Here is a 14,320-nt window from a genome sequence, read left to right as displayed (position 1 = left end):
CCGCTGGCGGCGCTGGACGCGCACACCCGGCTGGAGATCCGTTCCCAGCTGCGCCGCCACCTGGCCGGCTTCGCCGGCGCGACCGTGCTGGTCACTCACGACCCGCTGGACGCGATGGTGCTGGCCGACCGGCTGATCGTCATCGAGAACGGCGCCGTCGTCCAGCAGGGCACCCCTGCCGAGGTCGCCCGGCGTCCGCGTACCGACTATGTCGCCCGCCTCGTCGGGCTCAACCTCTACCGAGGTGTGGCCGACGGGGCTCGGATGAAGGTGGGTGAACTGTTGATCAGCACCTCGGACCGACTTGAGGGGCCCGCGTTCCTGGCGTTCTCGCCGTCGGCGGTGGCGTTGTACCGCTCGCGGCCGGACGGCAGCCCGCGTAACGTCTGGCAGGCCCGCATCGACGGCGTCGAACGGCACGGCGACAACGTCCGGGTGCACCTCGACGGGCCGATCACGGCCTTCGCCGACATCACCCCGGCCGCCCTGGCCGAGCTCGACCTGACCCCCGGCCAGGCCATCTGGGCCTCGGTCAAGGCCACCGAAACCCACATCTACCCGGCATGAACGCCGAACGGCCCGGTGACGGCCACGACTGCAACGCCATCTGCCTGGGCGGGCCCTGCCACGGCCTGCTCACCCACATCGACCAGGAGATCGGCATCCTGGTCATCCCGGTGCCGCGGAGCTTGTCCGGAGAGCCCGAGGAGTGCGCCCGCTACCGCATCACCCGCGAACGGATCCGCTACTGGGGCCAGGCCGAGCCGTACATCGCCCTGCACTGGGCCGACCCGCCCTGCTCCCGCGTCTAGCCTCGTAACCGAGCTTTTCGCGCGGGCTCAGCCGAGGTCGAGGAGTTGTTCGTAGAAGCCGCCGTAGCCGCCGGCGGCGTCGATCAGGTGAACCTCCAGAATCCAGTGGCAGACGCGGCCCGCACGGTCGGTGCGCCGCATCGGCGTGGTGTTCCCGGGGGCGATGTAGGACTCGATCTTGGCGGCGTCGATCTCCTCGTGGGGGAATTCGCCGACGAGATGGCCGGCGTGCGTGCCGCCGAGCGTCCAGCCGGCCTCTCGCGCGAGCCTGCCGACCTCGGCATGGAGCTGGGCTCCGGTGATGCCGGGGTGGTCGGCGAAGTAACGGCGCCCGGCCTCGAAGATGACGGGCAGGTCTGCGGCCAGGCGGTGTTTGACGGGCTCGTCGCCCAGGACGTAGGTACGGCCGAGATCGGCTTCGAACTCCTGGAAGATCGGGCCGAAGTCGGCGAAGACGATGTCGCCGTCCTCGACGGTCCGGTCCGGCGGGTTCTCGCGGTAGGGGAAGAGGGTGTTCGGGCCGGACCTGATGATGCGCTTGTGCCAGTGGCGCGTGGTTCCGAACAGCTCGTCGGCCAGATCGCGGATCCTGTCGCTGATCGCCCGTTCGGTCTCGCCCGCGACGATGAGGTCTCGCTTGACGATCTCGTCGAACAGCGCGATCGCCTGGTCCTGGGCGTCGAGCAGGCGCTGGGCGCGGAAGTCCTCGGCGGTCGCGACGTCCACGTAGACCCAGGCCTTCTCGCCGGATCGCAGATCCGCCCGCACTCTCAGATAGTCGTCGACCTCGTAGGCGTCGGCCGCCGCGAGATCCTCCGGGGTGAGGGTGAACACCATGCCGTCGATCGCGTCGTGCGGGTCGTCGGAGCGTACGGCCATGGGGTGTTCGTCGCTTCCGCTGTCGGCGATCACCGCGGGATCGGTGATGGTCACCGTCTCCAGGCGGAAGCCCAGCAGCGCGTCCGGGCGCCCGTCAAGCTCGCGCCCGAACCGGGCCACCTGCACCTGCGGCAGCCGCAAGGTCCCGTAGGAGAACAGCAGCTGATTGGACAAGTGAGCTCCCTGAGGGCCTGCCGCATCTTCAAGATGTGATTTCGCAATTGCCAGGATATATGGGCATCTGTCTTGTGATCCGCCGTACGAACGCTGTGGGCCCCGGCACGCGGTGCCGGGCGGTAGACGTTCAAGCGCGCAGCAGGACGAGCGGCACCGGCCGGCCGGGTTCGGCGCCGTGCGGGACCGCGGCCAGGGCGTCCCCGATGGCCGCGCCGTTGAGGAACGCAGGACGGTCTCCGCCGAGAGCCCGCACGCCGGGGCCGTCCCAGACGACCGGGACGATGCGGGTGTGGCCGGCGGGCGCCTGGACCTGAGTGATCAGCGGGGCCTGCGGCAGGCCGCCGAGCGCTCGGCCGGACAGCCCGGCGAGGAGCGGGCCGAGCAGCGTGTGCGCGGCGATCAGCGCGGCGAACGGGTTGCCGGGAAGGCCGACGACGTACGGGCCGCCGCGCGGCCGGGCGAGGAGCTGGGGGTGGCCGGGCCGGCACGCGACCGCGTCGACGATCCAGAGGGCGTCACGTTCGGCGAGCAGTCGGCGGAGGCCGTCGGTGACGCCGACCGACGTCGACCCGGTGACCACGATGACATCGGCGTCGGCGGACGCCTCCACCGCCTCGCTCAGCGCGGTATCGGGCCGGTCGGGCACGTGGACGAGGCCGTCGAGGCAGCCGCCGAGCTCCGCGATCAGCGACGGCAGCAGCGGGCCGAGGGCGTCGCGGACCCGGCCCGGCCCGGGTTGCCCATGATGGACCAGCTCATCCCCGGTGACGATCGCCCGTACGGCCGGCTTGCGACGGACCGGCAGCTCGTCATACCCGCAGGAGGCGGCCAGGCCGAGGAGCGCGGGGCCCACAGGGGTGCCCGCGGGCACCAGCCGCGCACCGGCGCGGGCGTCCTCTCCCGCGTGCCGGATGTGCTTTCCGCTCGGCAACTCGGGACCGGCCACATCACCGTCGCCGGGAACGGCCGACTCGATCGGAAGCACCGCCCACGCCCCCGGAGGAACGACGGCCCCGGTCGAGATCTCCACGGCGCGACCGGCCTCCAGCCGTTCACCCGTCCATGGCCGTCCGGGGCGGGCGCTGCCGACGATCAGCCACGGACCGGCGCCCGCCACGGCGAACCCGTCCATCGCGGCCGTGTCGAAGGCCGGCAGCGGCGTCGCCGCGACGAGATCCTCGGCGAGCACCAGGCCCGCCGCCTGGCCGAGTGCCACGCGCACGGGCGAGGTCGGCTCGGCCGCCGCGTGCGCGTACTCCCTCGCCGCCGCCCAGGCGACGTCACGACGTGTTCGCCGATCGGCTGTAATGATCATGTGTCACGGTCCCATCTGCAGGGTTCGGCTGTGGTTCGTGGAACTCACACCTTGTACCCGCGGTCACGTGGAACGCGATGCCCTTGCGAATCGTGTTGAGGGTGTTAAATTACGATAATTGTATGCTGTATGCAAAATGGAGGCGTAGTGCTCACCAAGCAGGAAGCGGCTGAAGCGGTCCGGCACGCCAAGGTCGTCACGGGGGTGACGTGGGCCCAGCTCGCCGAGGCGGTCGGCAAACCCCTGGCGTGGACGACGGCCGCGCTGCTCGGCCAGCACCCGATGAGCAAGGACGAAGCCGCCACGGCGGCAGCCCTCCTGGAGCTCGGCGAAGACGTCGCGCTGGCCCTCCAGTTGCAGCCCACCCGCGGGGCGCTCGACGCCGCCGTCCCGGTCGATCCGACGATCTACCGCCTCTACGAGGTCATCCAGGTGTACGGGCCCACCATCAAGGAGCTGATCCACGAGCAGTGCGGGGACGGCATCATGAGCGCCATCAACTTCCGCCTGGACGTGCGGCGGGTGCCGGACCCGGCCGGCGACCGCGTCGTCATCACCATGGACGGGAAGTACCTGCCCTACCAGTGGTGACGGACCAGAAGCCGATCATCCCGCGCCGCTGAGCGCGTGAGCGGTGACCGAAGCGGCCACCTCCATCAGGCGTGGTGCGAGGGCCGCCGCCTGCGCCCGGATCTCCGGCACGGCCGTGGTCTCGTACAGGGTGCCGCGCAGCAGGGGGCCCAGCGCGAAGAGCCGTTCATCCGGCCGTCCGGTCGCGTCCAGCACCGCGCCGTCCGCGCCGGCGTCGAGGCCGAGGCGCAGCGGGTCAAGCCGTGCGGTCCCGGCGGCGACGAGGCCCGCGAGGAAGGGGTCGGTGGTGACGTCGGCGGCGGGGCCCGTGGCGTTGACCAGCCAGCCGACATCGAGATCGGTCGCGACGCCGTCGAGGTCGGCGCGGACGCGCAGGCCGCCGGCCGAGGGCGCGGCCTCGATCAGGCTGCCGCGCAGCAGCCGTAGCCGGCCGGAGGCCCGCAGCTCGGCGATGGCCGCCGCGGAGGCGGGCGGGATGCGGTGGCGGTGGATCTCCCAGTAGCGCGCCACCCGCCGCAGGAACAGCCGTCGCTCCTCCAGGCTGAGCTGCTGCCACAGCGCCTGCGCGTGCGGTCGCAGCCCTTCCATGACGCCGTGCCAGTCGCCGTCGCTGTCCCGTACGGCGTGCCGCGTGGCGCGCAGCAGCCCGGCGACCCGCAACGGCCCGTCGGGAATCGTCACGGGGAGAGGCGCGGCCGGGCTGGACAGGTGCGGGCGCGGCAGGAGGGCATGCCGTGACAGCGCGTACACCACCGTGCCCGGATGCGTCCGGGTCACGGTGAGGGCCACGTCCACCATGGTCAGCCCGGTGCCGAGCACCAGCACGGGCGTGCCGTCGTCGATCCCGGCCAGCGCGCCGCCGGCCCACGGGTCGGCGAGGTGCCGGGGATGGGCGGCCACGCCGGGCACGGGTGCGGGGCTCCGGTTGCCGAGGGCCAGGACGACCGCGTCGGATTCGACGCGCCGGCCGTCGGCCAGTCGTACGGTGTGCTCGCCCTCCAGCGCGACGGCCGTGGCGGTGACCCGGTGGAGCGGGCGGGTGGGCGGATCTTCGGCGTCGGCCAGCACTTCGCGCAGGTAGCGACCGTAAACGGCCCGGGGCAGGTAGCCGGCGTCGTCCACGTCCAGGCCCGCGGCGCGTGCCCAGTCGAGCAGGTGCTCCGGCTCGTCCTCGAGAGCGCTCATCCTCTCGACCGGGGTGTTGAGCAGGTGGTGCGGGTCGGTGGTGGCGTACGCCTGGCCGAGCGCGTGCCGGCCCTGCCGGTCGAGCAGCGTGACGGCCACCGCCGTCCCGGACCTGCGGGCGAGCCGCAGCAGGTGGATCGCGGCCAGTGCGCCGCTCGCGCCGCCACCGACGATGGTGACTGAGGGTCTCCGCATAAACCCACTATACCTGCAGGATATGAGGGGGATCGGTGAAGCGGCTTCGCTCAGTCGTGCCGGGGGATGCCCGACACCTCGTGGCCGGCGTGGAACAGGGCCTCCTTGATGAGCGAGCGGACGTGGGCGTCGCGTGCCCGGTACAGCACGCGACGCCCGTCCCTGCGTGTCTCCACCAGCCCGCCGTAGCGGAGTTTCGCCAGGTGCTGGGAGACCGAGGGGCGCGCGACCGCGATGGCCTCGGTGAGGCTGGTCACGTCGTACTCGCCGGACGAGAGCAGCCACATCAGCCGCAGCCGGGTGCCGTCGCTGAGCAGGCGGAATGCGTCGACAGCCGCTCTGACCTGCCTGTCAGTGGGTTGCTCCTGCGCAGAGTTGGCACCTGATTCGTTGTCGCGTGCGTACATGACTACATATACTGCCGCCGCGAGTTATTTCAGGCAAGGAAGGTGGACATGTCGGATCAGCACGGACACGGACACGGGCAGGGCCACGGACATGGGCACGGACACGACCGTGGGATCAAGCGGGCCCTGGGCTCTCTCAAGCACGTGATCACCCCGCACAGCCACGACAGCGCGGACAAGACCGACGCGGCCCTGGAGTCCAGCAGTCGCGGCATGCGGGTGCTGGCCATCTCGTTCGCCGCCCTCATGGTCACCGCCGTGGCCCAGGCGGTCATCGTCGCCTACTCCGGCTCGGTCGCGCTGCTCGGCGACACCTTGCACAACTTCGCCGACGCGCTCACGGCCGTCCCGCTGGCCATCGCGTTCTCGCTCGGCAGGCGTGCGGCGACCCGCCGTTTCACCTACGGGTACGGCCGGGCCGAGGACCTGGCGGGCATCGTCATCGTGCTGCTGATCGCGGCGTCGGCGGGGCTGGCGGGATACGAGGCGGTCAAGCGCCTCATCGACCCGCAGAACGTCGAGGCGCTCGCCTGGGTGGCCGGCGCCGGTTTCGTCGGGTTCCTCGGCAACGAGCTTGTGGCCCGGTACCGGATCAAGGTCGGCCGGGAGATCGGCTCGGCCGCGCTGGTGGCCGACGGGCTGCACGCGCGTACCGACGGCTTCACCTCGCTGGCCGTGCTCGTCGGCGCCGGCGGCGCCGCGCTGGGCTTCCCCATCGCCGACCCGATCGTGGGCCTGCTGATCACCGTGGCCATCTGCTTCGTGCTGCGCGACGCCGCCCGCGAGATCTACCACCGGCTGATGGACGGCGTCGACCCGGCGCTGGTCGAGCAGGCCGAGCAGATCCTGGCCGCGGTGCCCGGCGTCAGGCGGGTGGGGTCGGTACGGCTGCGCTGGATCGGGCACGCGATGCGCGCGGAGGTGGACATCCAGGTCGATCACGAGCTGTCGCTGGTCGAGGCGCACGCCGTGGCCGTGGCGGCCGAGCACCGGCTGATCCACGACCTGCCGAGGCTGAGCGCCGCCACCGTGCACGCCGACCCCGACGGCCCGCACGGGACGGATCACCACGCGCCGCTGCTGGCCCACCGCTAGCCGGAGCAGGCCGGGCCGAGCGGCTCCGGCGTGGCGTGCAGGCCGTGCCCGGGCCGCGGCTTCAGCGGCGGGTGCTCGCGTGCCCGTCCGGAGGTCACTCCGCGTCCGGCGTGCCCGTCCGGAGGTCACTCCGCGTCCGGCGGCAACGGGACGTCGTAGGCGTTGAGCACCATCGAGACGGCGGCGTACTGAGCGATCAGGAAGACGAGCTCGGCCGTGCCGAACTCGCCGAAGCAGCCGACCGCGGAGCGATAGAGCGCCCCAGGAAGCGGCGCGCCGGCGGGGTCGATGTGGCGCGACCCGGTGAGCCCGAACTGGCGCAGCAGGCCGATGACGAGCGGTCGCGCCGCCGTCGTGAGGCCGGGCGTCAAGCACGTCGCCAGGTCGACGGTGCGGCGGGTGGCGCCGACGGCGGAGGTGATGGTCGCCTCGACGACGGCCTCGCCCAGAACCGCGCTCTGATCGGCGAAAGCCGCCGTGAGGCGCAACATCGCGACCGTGATCCACGCGATGGCGCCTTCGCCGAGCGCCCAGACCTTCCCGCCGTCCGTGGGGCTGTCGCGAAGCGCTCCCACCTGGAGCGCGCCGAGGGCGGCGCCGTCCGCGTGGAGCTCGCAGTGATACGTGCCGGCCGGTTGGCCCGGGCGTCGCGGCGGCACGAAGGTCAGCACGCCCGCGTGCGTCTCCGGCCGCTCGGATCCGATGGCGATCGGTGCCGGCCAGTTCGCGACGTGCCGCCTGATCCAGCGCCGCAGCTCCTCGCCGCGCGCCGCGCCGAACTCGGCCGGTGCGCCCGAACTCGCCCCGGGGGCGTGGTTCTCGCCGTCGATCGTCGAAGTGGACGGGCACGACTCCGTCCTCCTCTCCGACGAGACGTTCGGCCCGCTCGGCGCCCTCACGACCGGTGCGGACGACGACGAGCTCGTCGCCATCGCGAACTCCTCGCGCTACGGACTGAGCAGCAGCCTGTGGAGCACCGACAGCGAGCACGCCGCATCCGTGAGCGGCAGGATCCACGCGGGAGCCGTCTTCGTCAACACGATCTCCACGACCGATCCGCGCCTTCCGACCGGCGGCGTCAAGGCCAGCGGCTACGGGCGCGAGCTCGGCAGGTGGGGCGTGTACGAACTGGCCAACCTCCAGACGCTGCGAATCCGCCGCGGAACCTGATCGAGGCGGCAGAGGAGGTCACCTCCTCTGCCGCCTCGGCGGTGCCGCCTGCGTCGCCTTCGTCGCAGGTGGCCGGCTGGCAGAAGGTCAGGAAACGGTGCCGTTCGACGGCGTCAGGACCACGTCAAGTGACACGATGTAGTCCTTCATCTGATCCAGCGATCGCATGGGCCTGTCCGAAGAAAACCGGATGCCGGAGAAGGACGCGACCATCCGTTCCAGCACGATGCGCCCCAGCACCCGCACCAGCGGCAGGCCAAGACAGATGTACATGCCGTGGCCGAAGGTCAGGTGAGGATTCGGTGAGCGCCTGATGTCGAATCGTTCCGCGTTCGGGAAGTAGTCCTCGTCGAAGTTGGCCGAGGAGTCCCAGACGACCACGTACTGACCTGCCCTGATCTCGCGCCCACCCAGCACGGTGTCGTGCCGGGCCGTGCGCCAGAGGTTGAACCACGAGAAGTCGAAGCGCAGGATCTCCTCGATGGCCCCCGGAATCAGCGAGGGGTCGCGCCGCAGCGTCAGGTAGAGCTGCGGATCCAGGCAGAAACGAGCGATGGCGTAGGCCAGCATGAGGGACATCGGGGCATTGCCTGCGGTCGCCAGATCCAGGCACATGTGGACGATTTTCTCTTCCGCCAATCGTCCGTCCTTGCTCCGCTCCGCGAGCAGGGCGCTCATCAGATCGTCGCTCGGGTTGCGCTTGCGCTCGCTGAGCTGCTCCGTGAACAGCGCGACCACGTCGGCGTGATCGGGAGAACGAACCCCGATCAGCTGGCCGAACATCTGGTCGGACCATTCCCGAAAACGGCCGGCGCCCGTGATCCGCAGCCCGAACATGTCCGCGACGACGCGTTCCATGAGCGGATAACACAGCTCCCCGAGTATCTCCATCCGGCCGGAGGTCAGGGCGTGCGCCAGCAGCGAGTCGACCATCGACGTGAATTCCGGCGCCCGGCTCTCGATGTTGCCCGGCACGAACGATCGCGCGACGAAGCCGCGCAGGAAACGATGCTCCGGGATGTCCGCCCGGCCGAAGGAGAACGGCAGGCCCATGTGGGTCTTGTTGGTCACCGAGAAGGTGTCGGGATTCTTGAGCACGTGACTGACGTCTTCGTACCGGAACACCTCCCAGAGGTTGTATTCCGGGCGGAAGCGTAATGGTTCGTCTTTCTGCATCTGCTGAAACCAGGCTATCCGCTTCTCGATCGAGTCGCTCAGCTCGGGGAAAAGCAGGTCCCTGGTCGGCTTGCTTGATGTGCTGGTCATGTCGTCACCTCTTCTCCGGCAGGTGGTGGCTACTACAGGCGCTCGACCGTGAGCCAGATGTGTTCCTTCGTGCGGAACGTGCTCTCCCACACGGCCTTGCCGACCTCGGGGAGCCTGTCAGTGTGCTCGTCGGCCACCTTGCCCAGAACGGGACTGCTGAGCGTCTCCGAGGTCGGCCCGTACTGGACGATGAGCTTGTTGCCCGTCGCCTGGCTGAACCGGAGCCTGCCGACCGGCGCGTCGCAGATGCGTTCCCGCACCGGCGTCGGCGCCACGCTCACCAGCGGCGCCCAGGCGTACATGGACTCGCCGCTGACGACCGCGTGGTCCTGCAGCACCGTGAACGGCAGCGACTTGACGAAGTCCACGCAGAGCTCCTCGTTGAGATCGCAGGCGAGCTCGGCGGTGACCTCCACTCCCAGGGGCTGCCACGTGAGCCTGATGGGAATGCGCCGGAGCGGATCGTCCTCGGCGTCGACCGGTGCGGGCGCGTACTCCGGTCGCATCGTGACGTCGCTCGTGGCGTACCGGTAATGCTCGCCGACATGCCACGGGAAGTAGTGATGCGACCAGGCCGTCAACCGGTTCGCGTATTCGGTGAACGTCGACAGCCGGTCCACGAGCTCCCGGCGGTCCTCGGCGGGCTGCCCGACCTTGACGGCGTACTCCGCCAGCGTCGGGAACCCGTTGTAGCCGAGAAAGGTGCTGTAGATGGGATCCAACGTGCGGAAGACCGTGAGCACGTTCTCGACGGGCAGGCTCTCGTCCGCCGCCATTTTCGTCAGCTGGTAGAGATTCATGGCATAGTCGCGCACGATGCTGTTCGCGAAATCCCACGCGGTGAAATACTGATCGTAGGAGCCGGGCAGATCGGGGAGCGTTCCCGTGCGCATCTTCTGGATCTCCGAGGGTTCCTCGGAGATGAACGTCGTGATGAGTTCCCTGAGCTCCGGGTATACAGACACCTATTCCCCCAATTGATGTGCGCGTTGCCGCGCCTGGTTTTCTGGAGAGTCCTTACGACGCCACCCGCAGGCGGTCGGGTGAGCATCGAGCCCACAGGGGGTGGATCTCTCCGGTGACGATCTGTGTCGCCAGGGTTCGTCCGATGAACGGGGCGAGAGTGATGCCGCTGTTGGCGAACGCCTCGTAGTAGCCGCAGACGCCGGACAAGGCGCCGACGCTCGGAAAGCCGTCCGCCGGGAACACCGCGGTGCCGACGCGGATCCGCTCGACGGCGGACGACGCCAGCGCCGGAACCGTGCGATACACGCGCTCCAGCAGGTCCTTGACGATCTCGTCGCCGGGCTCGGACCGGAGCCCGGCGGGAAGGCAGGCGTCGACCTGATCGGATCGCACCCGTACGCGGCCCGGCCCCGCCGACCTGATGTGCGCCTCCGCTCCGCGCAGGACATGCCCCACCGGATAGCCGCCGGTCGCGAGGTCGATCACGAGGCTGCTGCGCGTCGCGACCGCCCCGGGCAGGGGAGCTCCGAGCGCCGCGGCCACCGTGACGGCCTCCGGGCCGGCGGCGTTGACGACGGCGTCGACCTCGATGCGGTCCTGGTTCGCCAACCGGAGCGCCACGACCCGCTCGCCGCGGACCTCGATGTCCTCGACCGCGCTGTTCCACAACCTCAGACGGCCGGACTGTTTCGCGGCCTCGATCAACGCGGAGACCAGTTGCGGCCCGTCGATCCAGCCCTCGTCGGGGAACCGCACAATCGGCGCTTGAGCGTCGGAGAACGCGATGCCCGGCTCCCACTCCCGGTTCACCTGGTCGGCGTCACACCAGATCGCACGATAACCCCAGGCGCTGAGCCGATCGACGACCTCCACGAACGACTCGCCGGTGCGGGCGCCGCCCGCGCCGGCGGCGTCGCTCCACGCCAGACTGCCGGTGGGATGCCACCAGGGCGCGGAAGCGAACTGCCTGGCGAAACGTACGTGTTCGATCATCCCGGTGTGACTCAGTTCGAATCGCGGGTAGGTCGGCTGCTGGTAGGCGCTCAATCGCGCGAAGCTGACCGCCGTCGTCAGCCCCCCAGGTCGCCCACGCTCCACGCAATGAACCCGCACCCCGCGTTGCGCGAGTGAGAACGCCACGCAGGCTCCGATGACACCGGTCCCCACGACCCCTACGGTTTTCACTGTCTCCTCCATGTCTTGCGGCAGAGCATGAACTCGAATCCGGCGCACGGTCACAGGAGTTCGGCGAGGTCGAAGGCCAGGTCGAGAGACTGGCTGCGGTTGAGCCTCGGGTCGCACGCGGACTCGTAGCGGTGGTGCAGGTCGTCGGCCAGGATCTCGTCGCCGCCGCCGACGCACTCGGTCACGTCCTCGCCGGTGAACTCGATGTGGATGCCGCCGGGGTGGGTGCCGAGCGCGCGATGGACGTCGAAGAATCCGCGTACCTCGTCGAGGATGTCGGCGAGGCGCCGGGTCTTGTGGCCGCTCGGCGCGAGGAAGGTGTTGCCGTGCATGGGATCGCTGATCCAGGTCGGCTTCCCGCCGGTCTCCTGGGCGGCCCGGATCAGCTCGGGCAGCCGGTCGCGGATCTGCCGCGCGCCCATTCTGGTGATGAAGGTCAGCCGCCCCGGCCGCCGGTCCGGATCGAGGATCTCCACATAGGAACGGACCTCGTCCGGCGTCGTCGTCGGGCCGAGCTTGACGCCGATGGGGTTCGCGACGCTCCGGCAGAAGGCGACGTGCGCGCCGTCCAGCGCGCGCGTGCGCTCGCCGATCCAGAGCATGTGGCCGCTGGTGGCATACCTCAGCCCGCTGCCGGGGTCGATGCGGGTGAGCGCGTCCTCGTAGTCCAGCAGCAGGCCCTCGTGGCTGGCGAAGATCTCGACCGAACGCAGCTCGTCGAGCTGGACCCCGCAGGCGCCCATGAACCGCAGCGCGTGGTCGATCTCGTAGGCCAGCTCCTCGTATCGGGCGCCTGCCGGCGAGCTCGCCACGAAGTCCCTGTTCCAGCGGTGCAGCTGGTCCAGGCCCGCGTACCCGTCGCGCGCGTGGCCGGCCACGATGTCCAAGGTGAACCGCGAGGCCTCGTACATCCGCCACAGCCGGGCCGGGTCCGGCACGCGGGCCGCCGGGTCGAAGTCGAAGCCGTTCACCGCGTCGCCCAGATAGACCGGGAGCGTCACGCCGTCGCGGGTCTCGCTGGGGCTGGAGCGCGGTTTGGCGTACTGCCCCGCCATCCGGCCGATCTTCACGACCGGCCTTGCCGACGCATAGGTGAGGACGACGGCCATCTGCAGCAAGGTCTTGGTCTTGTTGCGGATCGCGTCCGGGGTCACTCCGTCGAACGTCTCCGCGCAGTCGCCGCCCTGCAACGCGAACGCCTCGCCGTCGGCCACCGCCGCCAGCCGGGAGCGCAGGCTGTCGCACGCGCTCGGCGTGACCAGACCGGGCGCGGTGGACAGCCTGGTCAGCACGTCCCCCAGGGCTGCGCGGTCCGGCCACTCCGGTTGGTGCGTCGCGGGCGCGTCACGCCATGAGACGAGTAACTCGGAATTCGTCACGCAGAGCAGATCACCACAATTTCTCGCCGGTGCGCAATGAATGTGCCGAGTGGTCCGGTCAGGCCGCCATCGAATGGTATGGCCGGATTTGATTCCCTTTGCGCTTGACAAAGAAGGGATGTGTATTATCTGGAATGGCGGAATTGCTATACGTTACCGTGATCGCGATTTCCGGGCGAACGCGCCGTTCAATGCGAAACGAGCTGTGCCGGCGGCGGGGTTACGACGCGAGCAGCCCGGTGACCTGGCGCATCGCGGCGGCGAGCACACCGACGGCCTCCGGGAGCTGCCCGCTGCGCACCGCGCCGTAGCCGACCGCCACCCCGGGCGCGAACGGCCGGCGGCCGAGCCGGAAATGCCTGCCGGGATGTACGAGAACCGACCTCGCCCGCGCGACAGCGGCCAGCCGGACGTCGTCGACTCCGTTGGGCCACTGGAGGTACGCGTGCGTGCCGGCGGGCACGCCGGTCATCCTGGCACCCGGCAGGTGTCGCTCGACGGCGTCCCGCAGCGCCGAGCGCCGTGCCCGCAGGACGCTCCGGACCTGTCGAACGTGCTGGTCCAGCACGCCTGACGAGATGAAATGGGCGAATGTCAGCTGGGTGAGCGGGTCCGGGGCGCCCAGCTGCATCCGGCCGAGCCGGTCCGTCACCGAGTCCGGCGCCACCGCCCAGCCGAGCCGGATGCACGGGCCGAGCAGGGTCCCGGTCGCCCCGATGTAGATCATCCGTTCCGGACGGTGCCGTTGCAGGGCGAGCGGACCGCTGCCGGCGCCGAACCACAGGTGCCCGTCCCGGTCGTATTCGATCACCCAGCCGTCCACGTCGGCGGCCCAGCGCAGCAGCGCCTCCCGCCGGCTCGGTGACAGCCCGACCCCCGTCGGCACCTGCGACACCGGCGTGACCAGCACGGCGCGCGCCCCGGACCGCTCGAGCGCGTCGACGTCGATGCCCTCGCCGTCCACGGGCACCCCGGTCACCGCCAGGCCGGCATGCTCGGCGAGCCTGGCCTGCCAGGGCGGGCCGGGGTTCTCCACGGCGAGGTGGTCGTCCCCGAGCTCGCGCAGGACGTGGCAGACCACGCCGACGGTGTGGTCGAAGTCCGCGGTGACGGCGACCTCCGCGGCGGTCGCCAGGACTCCCCGCGAACGGCCGAGGTATGCCGCGAGTTCGGCTCGGAGTTCTGGGACACCGAGGGGGTGCCGCCGCGGACCGGGCTCACCGATCGACCGCCCCACGTGCTCGTAGGCCTGCAGCCATTCACGCGAGGGGAAGAACACCGTGCTGGTCGCGTCGACCCGCAGGTCGAAACGGGCTTCCGCGCTTCTGGCCGGCTCGGCCGCGGTTCGGCCGGGATGAGGCAGATGTGTTGCCACCCTGGTGCCCGACCCCTGAGTGGCCCGGACGTAGCCTTCGGCGATCAGCTGTCCGTACGCCTCGACCACGACGCTGCGGGAGACCCCGAGGTCTCGGGCGAGATCGCGGCTCGACGGCAACCGGACACCTGGATGCAGGGTGCCGTCCTGGATCCGTCCGCGGATGGCTGACTGGATCTGCGCGGTCATGGGCAGCCGCGACTTCCGTTCGATGGCGATCGGCAACATTCTTCCCCCCGGGCGCTGACTTTCCGTTCAGCGCGAATTTCCCCGCGGTGCCGGCTCCTTGAGCGTTGGCTCTCCCCGGCCGGCTTTCCTTTCAG

15 protein-coding genes are annotated in these 14,320 nt (G+C 70.3%); 5 read left to right on the top strand and 10 right to left on the bottom strand.

Annotated elements, in window-relative coordinates; all coding sequences use genetic code 11:
- Window positions 1-567 (top strand): TOBE domain-containing protein (locus ABZS69_RS57120; protein WP_355390092.1); only part of this gene is annotated, 567 nt, incomplete at its 5' end.
- Window positions 564-812, top strand: a complete 249-nt coding sequence (locus ABZS69_RS57115; protein ID WP_355390090.1) for a hypothetical protein — start codon at window positions 564-566, stop codon at window positions 810-812. The genes ABZS69_RS57120 and ABZS69_RS57115, both read left to right, overlap by 4 nt.
- Window positions 813-839: 27 nt before the next feature.
- Here the strand turns inward: ABZS69_RS57115 and ABZS69_RS57110 are convergent, their stop codons facing one another.
- Both ABZS69_RS57110 and ABZS69_RS57105 read right to left on the bottom strand, forming a co-directional pair.
- Window positions 840-1,865, bottom strand: coding sequence for a M24 family metallopeptidase (locus tag ABZS69_RS57110; RefSeq protein ID WP_355390088.1), 1,026 nt, complete (start codon window positions 1,863-1,865; stop codon window positions 840-842).
- A gap of 130 nt (window positions 1,866-1,995) precedes the next feature.
- Window positions 1,996-3,183 (bottom strand): molybdopterin molybdotransferase MoeA, encoded by a 1,188-nt coding sequence (locus ABZS69_RS57105; RefSeq protein WP_355390086.1) that lies wholly within the window; start codon window positions 3,181-3,183, stop codon window positions 1,996-1,998.
- A gap of 147 nt (window positions 3,184-3,330) precedes the next feature.
- On the opposite strand from ABZS69_RS57105, the gene cynS reads away from it, so the two are divergent.
- Window positions 3,331-3,774, top strand: a complete 444-nt coding sequence (gene cynS / locus ABZS69_RS57100) for a cyanase (protein WP_355390084.1) — start codon at window positions 3,331-3,333, stop codon at window positions 3,772-3,774.
- Window positions 3,775-3,789: 15 nt separating this feature from the next.
- On the opposite strand, the gene ABZS69_RS57095 is transcribed toward cynS, so the two are convergent.
- Both ABZS69_RS57095 and ABZS69_RS57090 read right to left on the bottom strand, forming a co-directional pair.
- Window positions 3,790-5,154 (bottom strand): FAD/NAD(P)-binding protein, encoded by a 1,365-nt coding sequence (locus tag ABZS69_RS57095; RefSeq protein WP_355390082.1) that lies wholly within the window; start codon window positions 5,152-5,154, stop codon window positions 3,790-3,792.
- A gap of 50 nt (window positions 5,155-5,204) precedes the next feature.
- Window positions 5,205-5,561 carry a metalloregulator ArsR/SmtB family transcription factor gene (locus tag ABZS69_RS57090; RefSeq protein ID WP_355390080.1) on the bottom strand — a complete coding sequence of 119 codons (357 nt, stop codon included), beginning with the start codon at window positions 5,559-5,561 and terminating at the stop codon, window positions 5,205-5,207.
- Between the two features lie 48 nt (window positions 5,562-5,609).
- On the opposite strand from ABZS69_RS57090, the gene ABZS69_RS57085 reads away from it, so the two are divergent.
- Window positions 5,610-6,656 carry a cation diffusion facilitator family transporter gene (locus ABZS69_RS57085; RefSeq protein ID WP_355390078.1) on the top strand — a complete coding sequence of 349 codons (1,047 nt, stop codon included), beginning with the start codon at window positions 5,610-5,612 and terminating at the stop codon, window positions 6,654-6,656.
- A gap of 125 nt (window positions 6,657-6,781) precedes the next feature.
- Here ABZS69_RS57085 and ABZS69_RS57080 read toward each other — a convergent pair whose 3' ends face one another.
- On the bottom strand, window positions 6,782-7,327 hold the full coding sequence (locus ABZS69_RS57080) for a hypothetical protein (protein WP_355390076.1): 546 nt from the start codon (window positions 7,325-7,327) through the stop codon (window positions 6,782-6,784).
- Between the two features lie 31 nt (window positions 7,328-7,358).
- Between ABZS69_RS57080 and ABZS69_RS57075 the strand changes: the two genes are divergently transcribed.
- On the top strand, window positions 7,359-7,826 hold the full coding sequence (locus ABZS69_RS57075; protein WP_355390074.1) for an aldehyde dehydrogenase family protein: 468 nt from the start codon (window positions 7,359-7,361) through the stop codon (window positions 7,824-7,826).
- An 87-nt stretch (window positions 7,827-7,913) separates the two neighbouring features.
- Here the strand turns inward: ABZS69_RS57075 and ABZS69_RS57070 are convergent, their stop codons facing one another.
- The 5 genes from ABZS69_RS57070 to ABZS69_RS57050 all read right to left on the bottom strand — a co-directional run bounded on the left by ABZS69_RS57070 (window position 7,914) and on the right by ABZS69_RS57050 (window position 14,225).
- The gene (locus tag ABZS69_RS57070) at window positions 7,914-9,092 is read right to left on the bottom strand and encodes a cytochrome P450 (RefSeq protein ID WP_355390072.1); all 1,179 of its coding nucleotides are present in this window, start codon (window positions 9,090-9,092) and stop codon (window positions 7,914-7,916) included.
- Window positions 9,093-9,124: 32 nt separating this feature from the next.
- On the bottom strand, window positions 9,125-10,057 hold the full coding sequence (locus ABZS69_RS57065) for a hypothetical protein (protein WP_355390070.1): 933 nt from the start codon (window positions 10,055-10,057) through the stop codon (window positions 9,125-9,127).
- A gap of 52 nt (window positions 10,058-10,109) precedes the next feature.
- Entirely contained in the window at window positions 10,110-11,255 is a 1,146-nt protein-coding gene (locus tag ABZS69_RS57060; protein ID WP_355390068.1) for an FAD-binding oxidoreductase, read from the bottom strand.
- Between the two features lie 38 nt (window positions 11,256-11,293).
- Window positions 11,294-12,622, bottom strand: a complete 1,329-nt coding sequence (locus ABZS69_RS57055) for a class II 3-deoxy-7-phosphoheptulonate synthase (RefSeq protein WP_355390066.1) — start codon at window positions 12,620-12,622, stop codon at window positions 11,294-11,296.
- 220 nt (window positions 12,623-12,842) lie between these two features.
- Window positions 12,843-14,225 carry a PLP-dependent aminotransferase family protein gene (locus ABZS69_RS57050; RefSeq protein ID WP_355390064.1) on the bottom strand — a complete coding sequence of 461 codons (1,383 nt, stop codon included), beginning with the start codon at window positions 14,223-14,225 and terminating at the stop codon, window positions 12,843-12,845.
- Window positions 14,226-14,320: the final 95 nt, after the last annotated feature.

This window comes from Nonomuraea sp. NPDC005650, assembly GCF_040605375.1.
Lineage (GTDB): Bacteria > Actinomycetota > Actinomycetes > Streptosporangiales > Streptosporangiaceae > Nonomuraea.
Note: the sequence above shows the minus strand (reverse complement) of the source record. Positions and strands in the feature narration are given on the sequence as shown.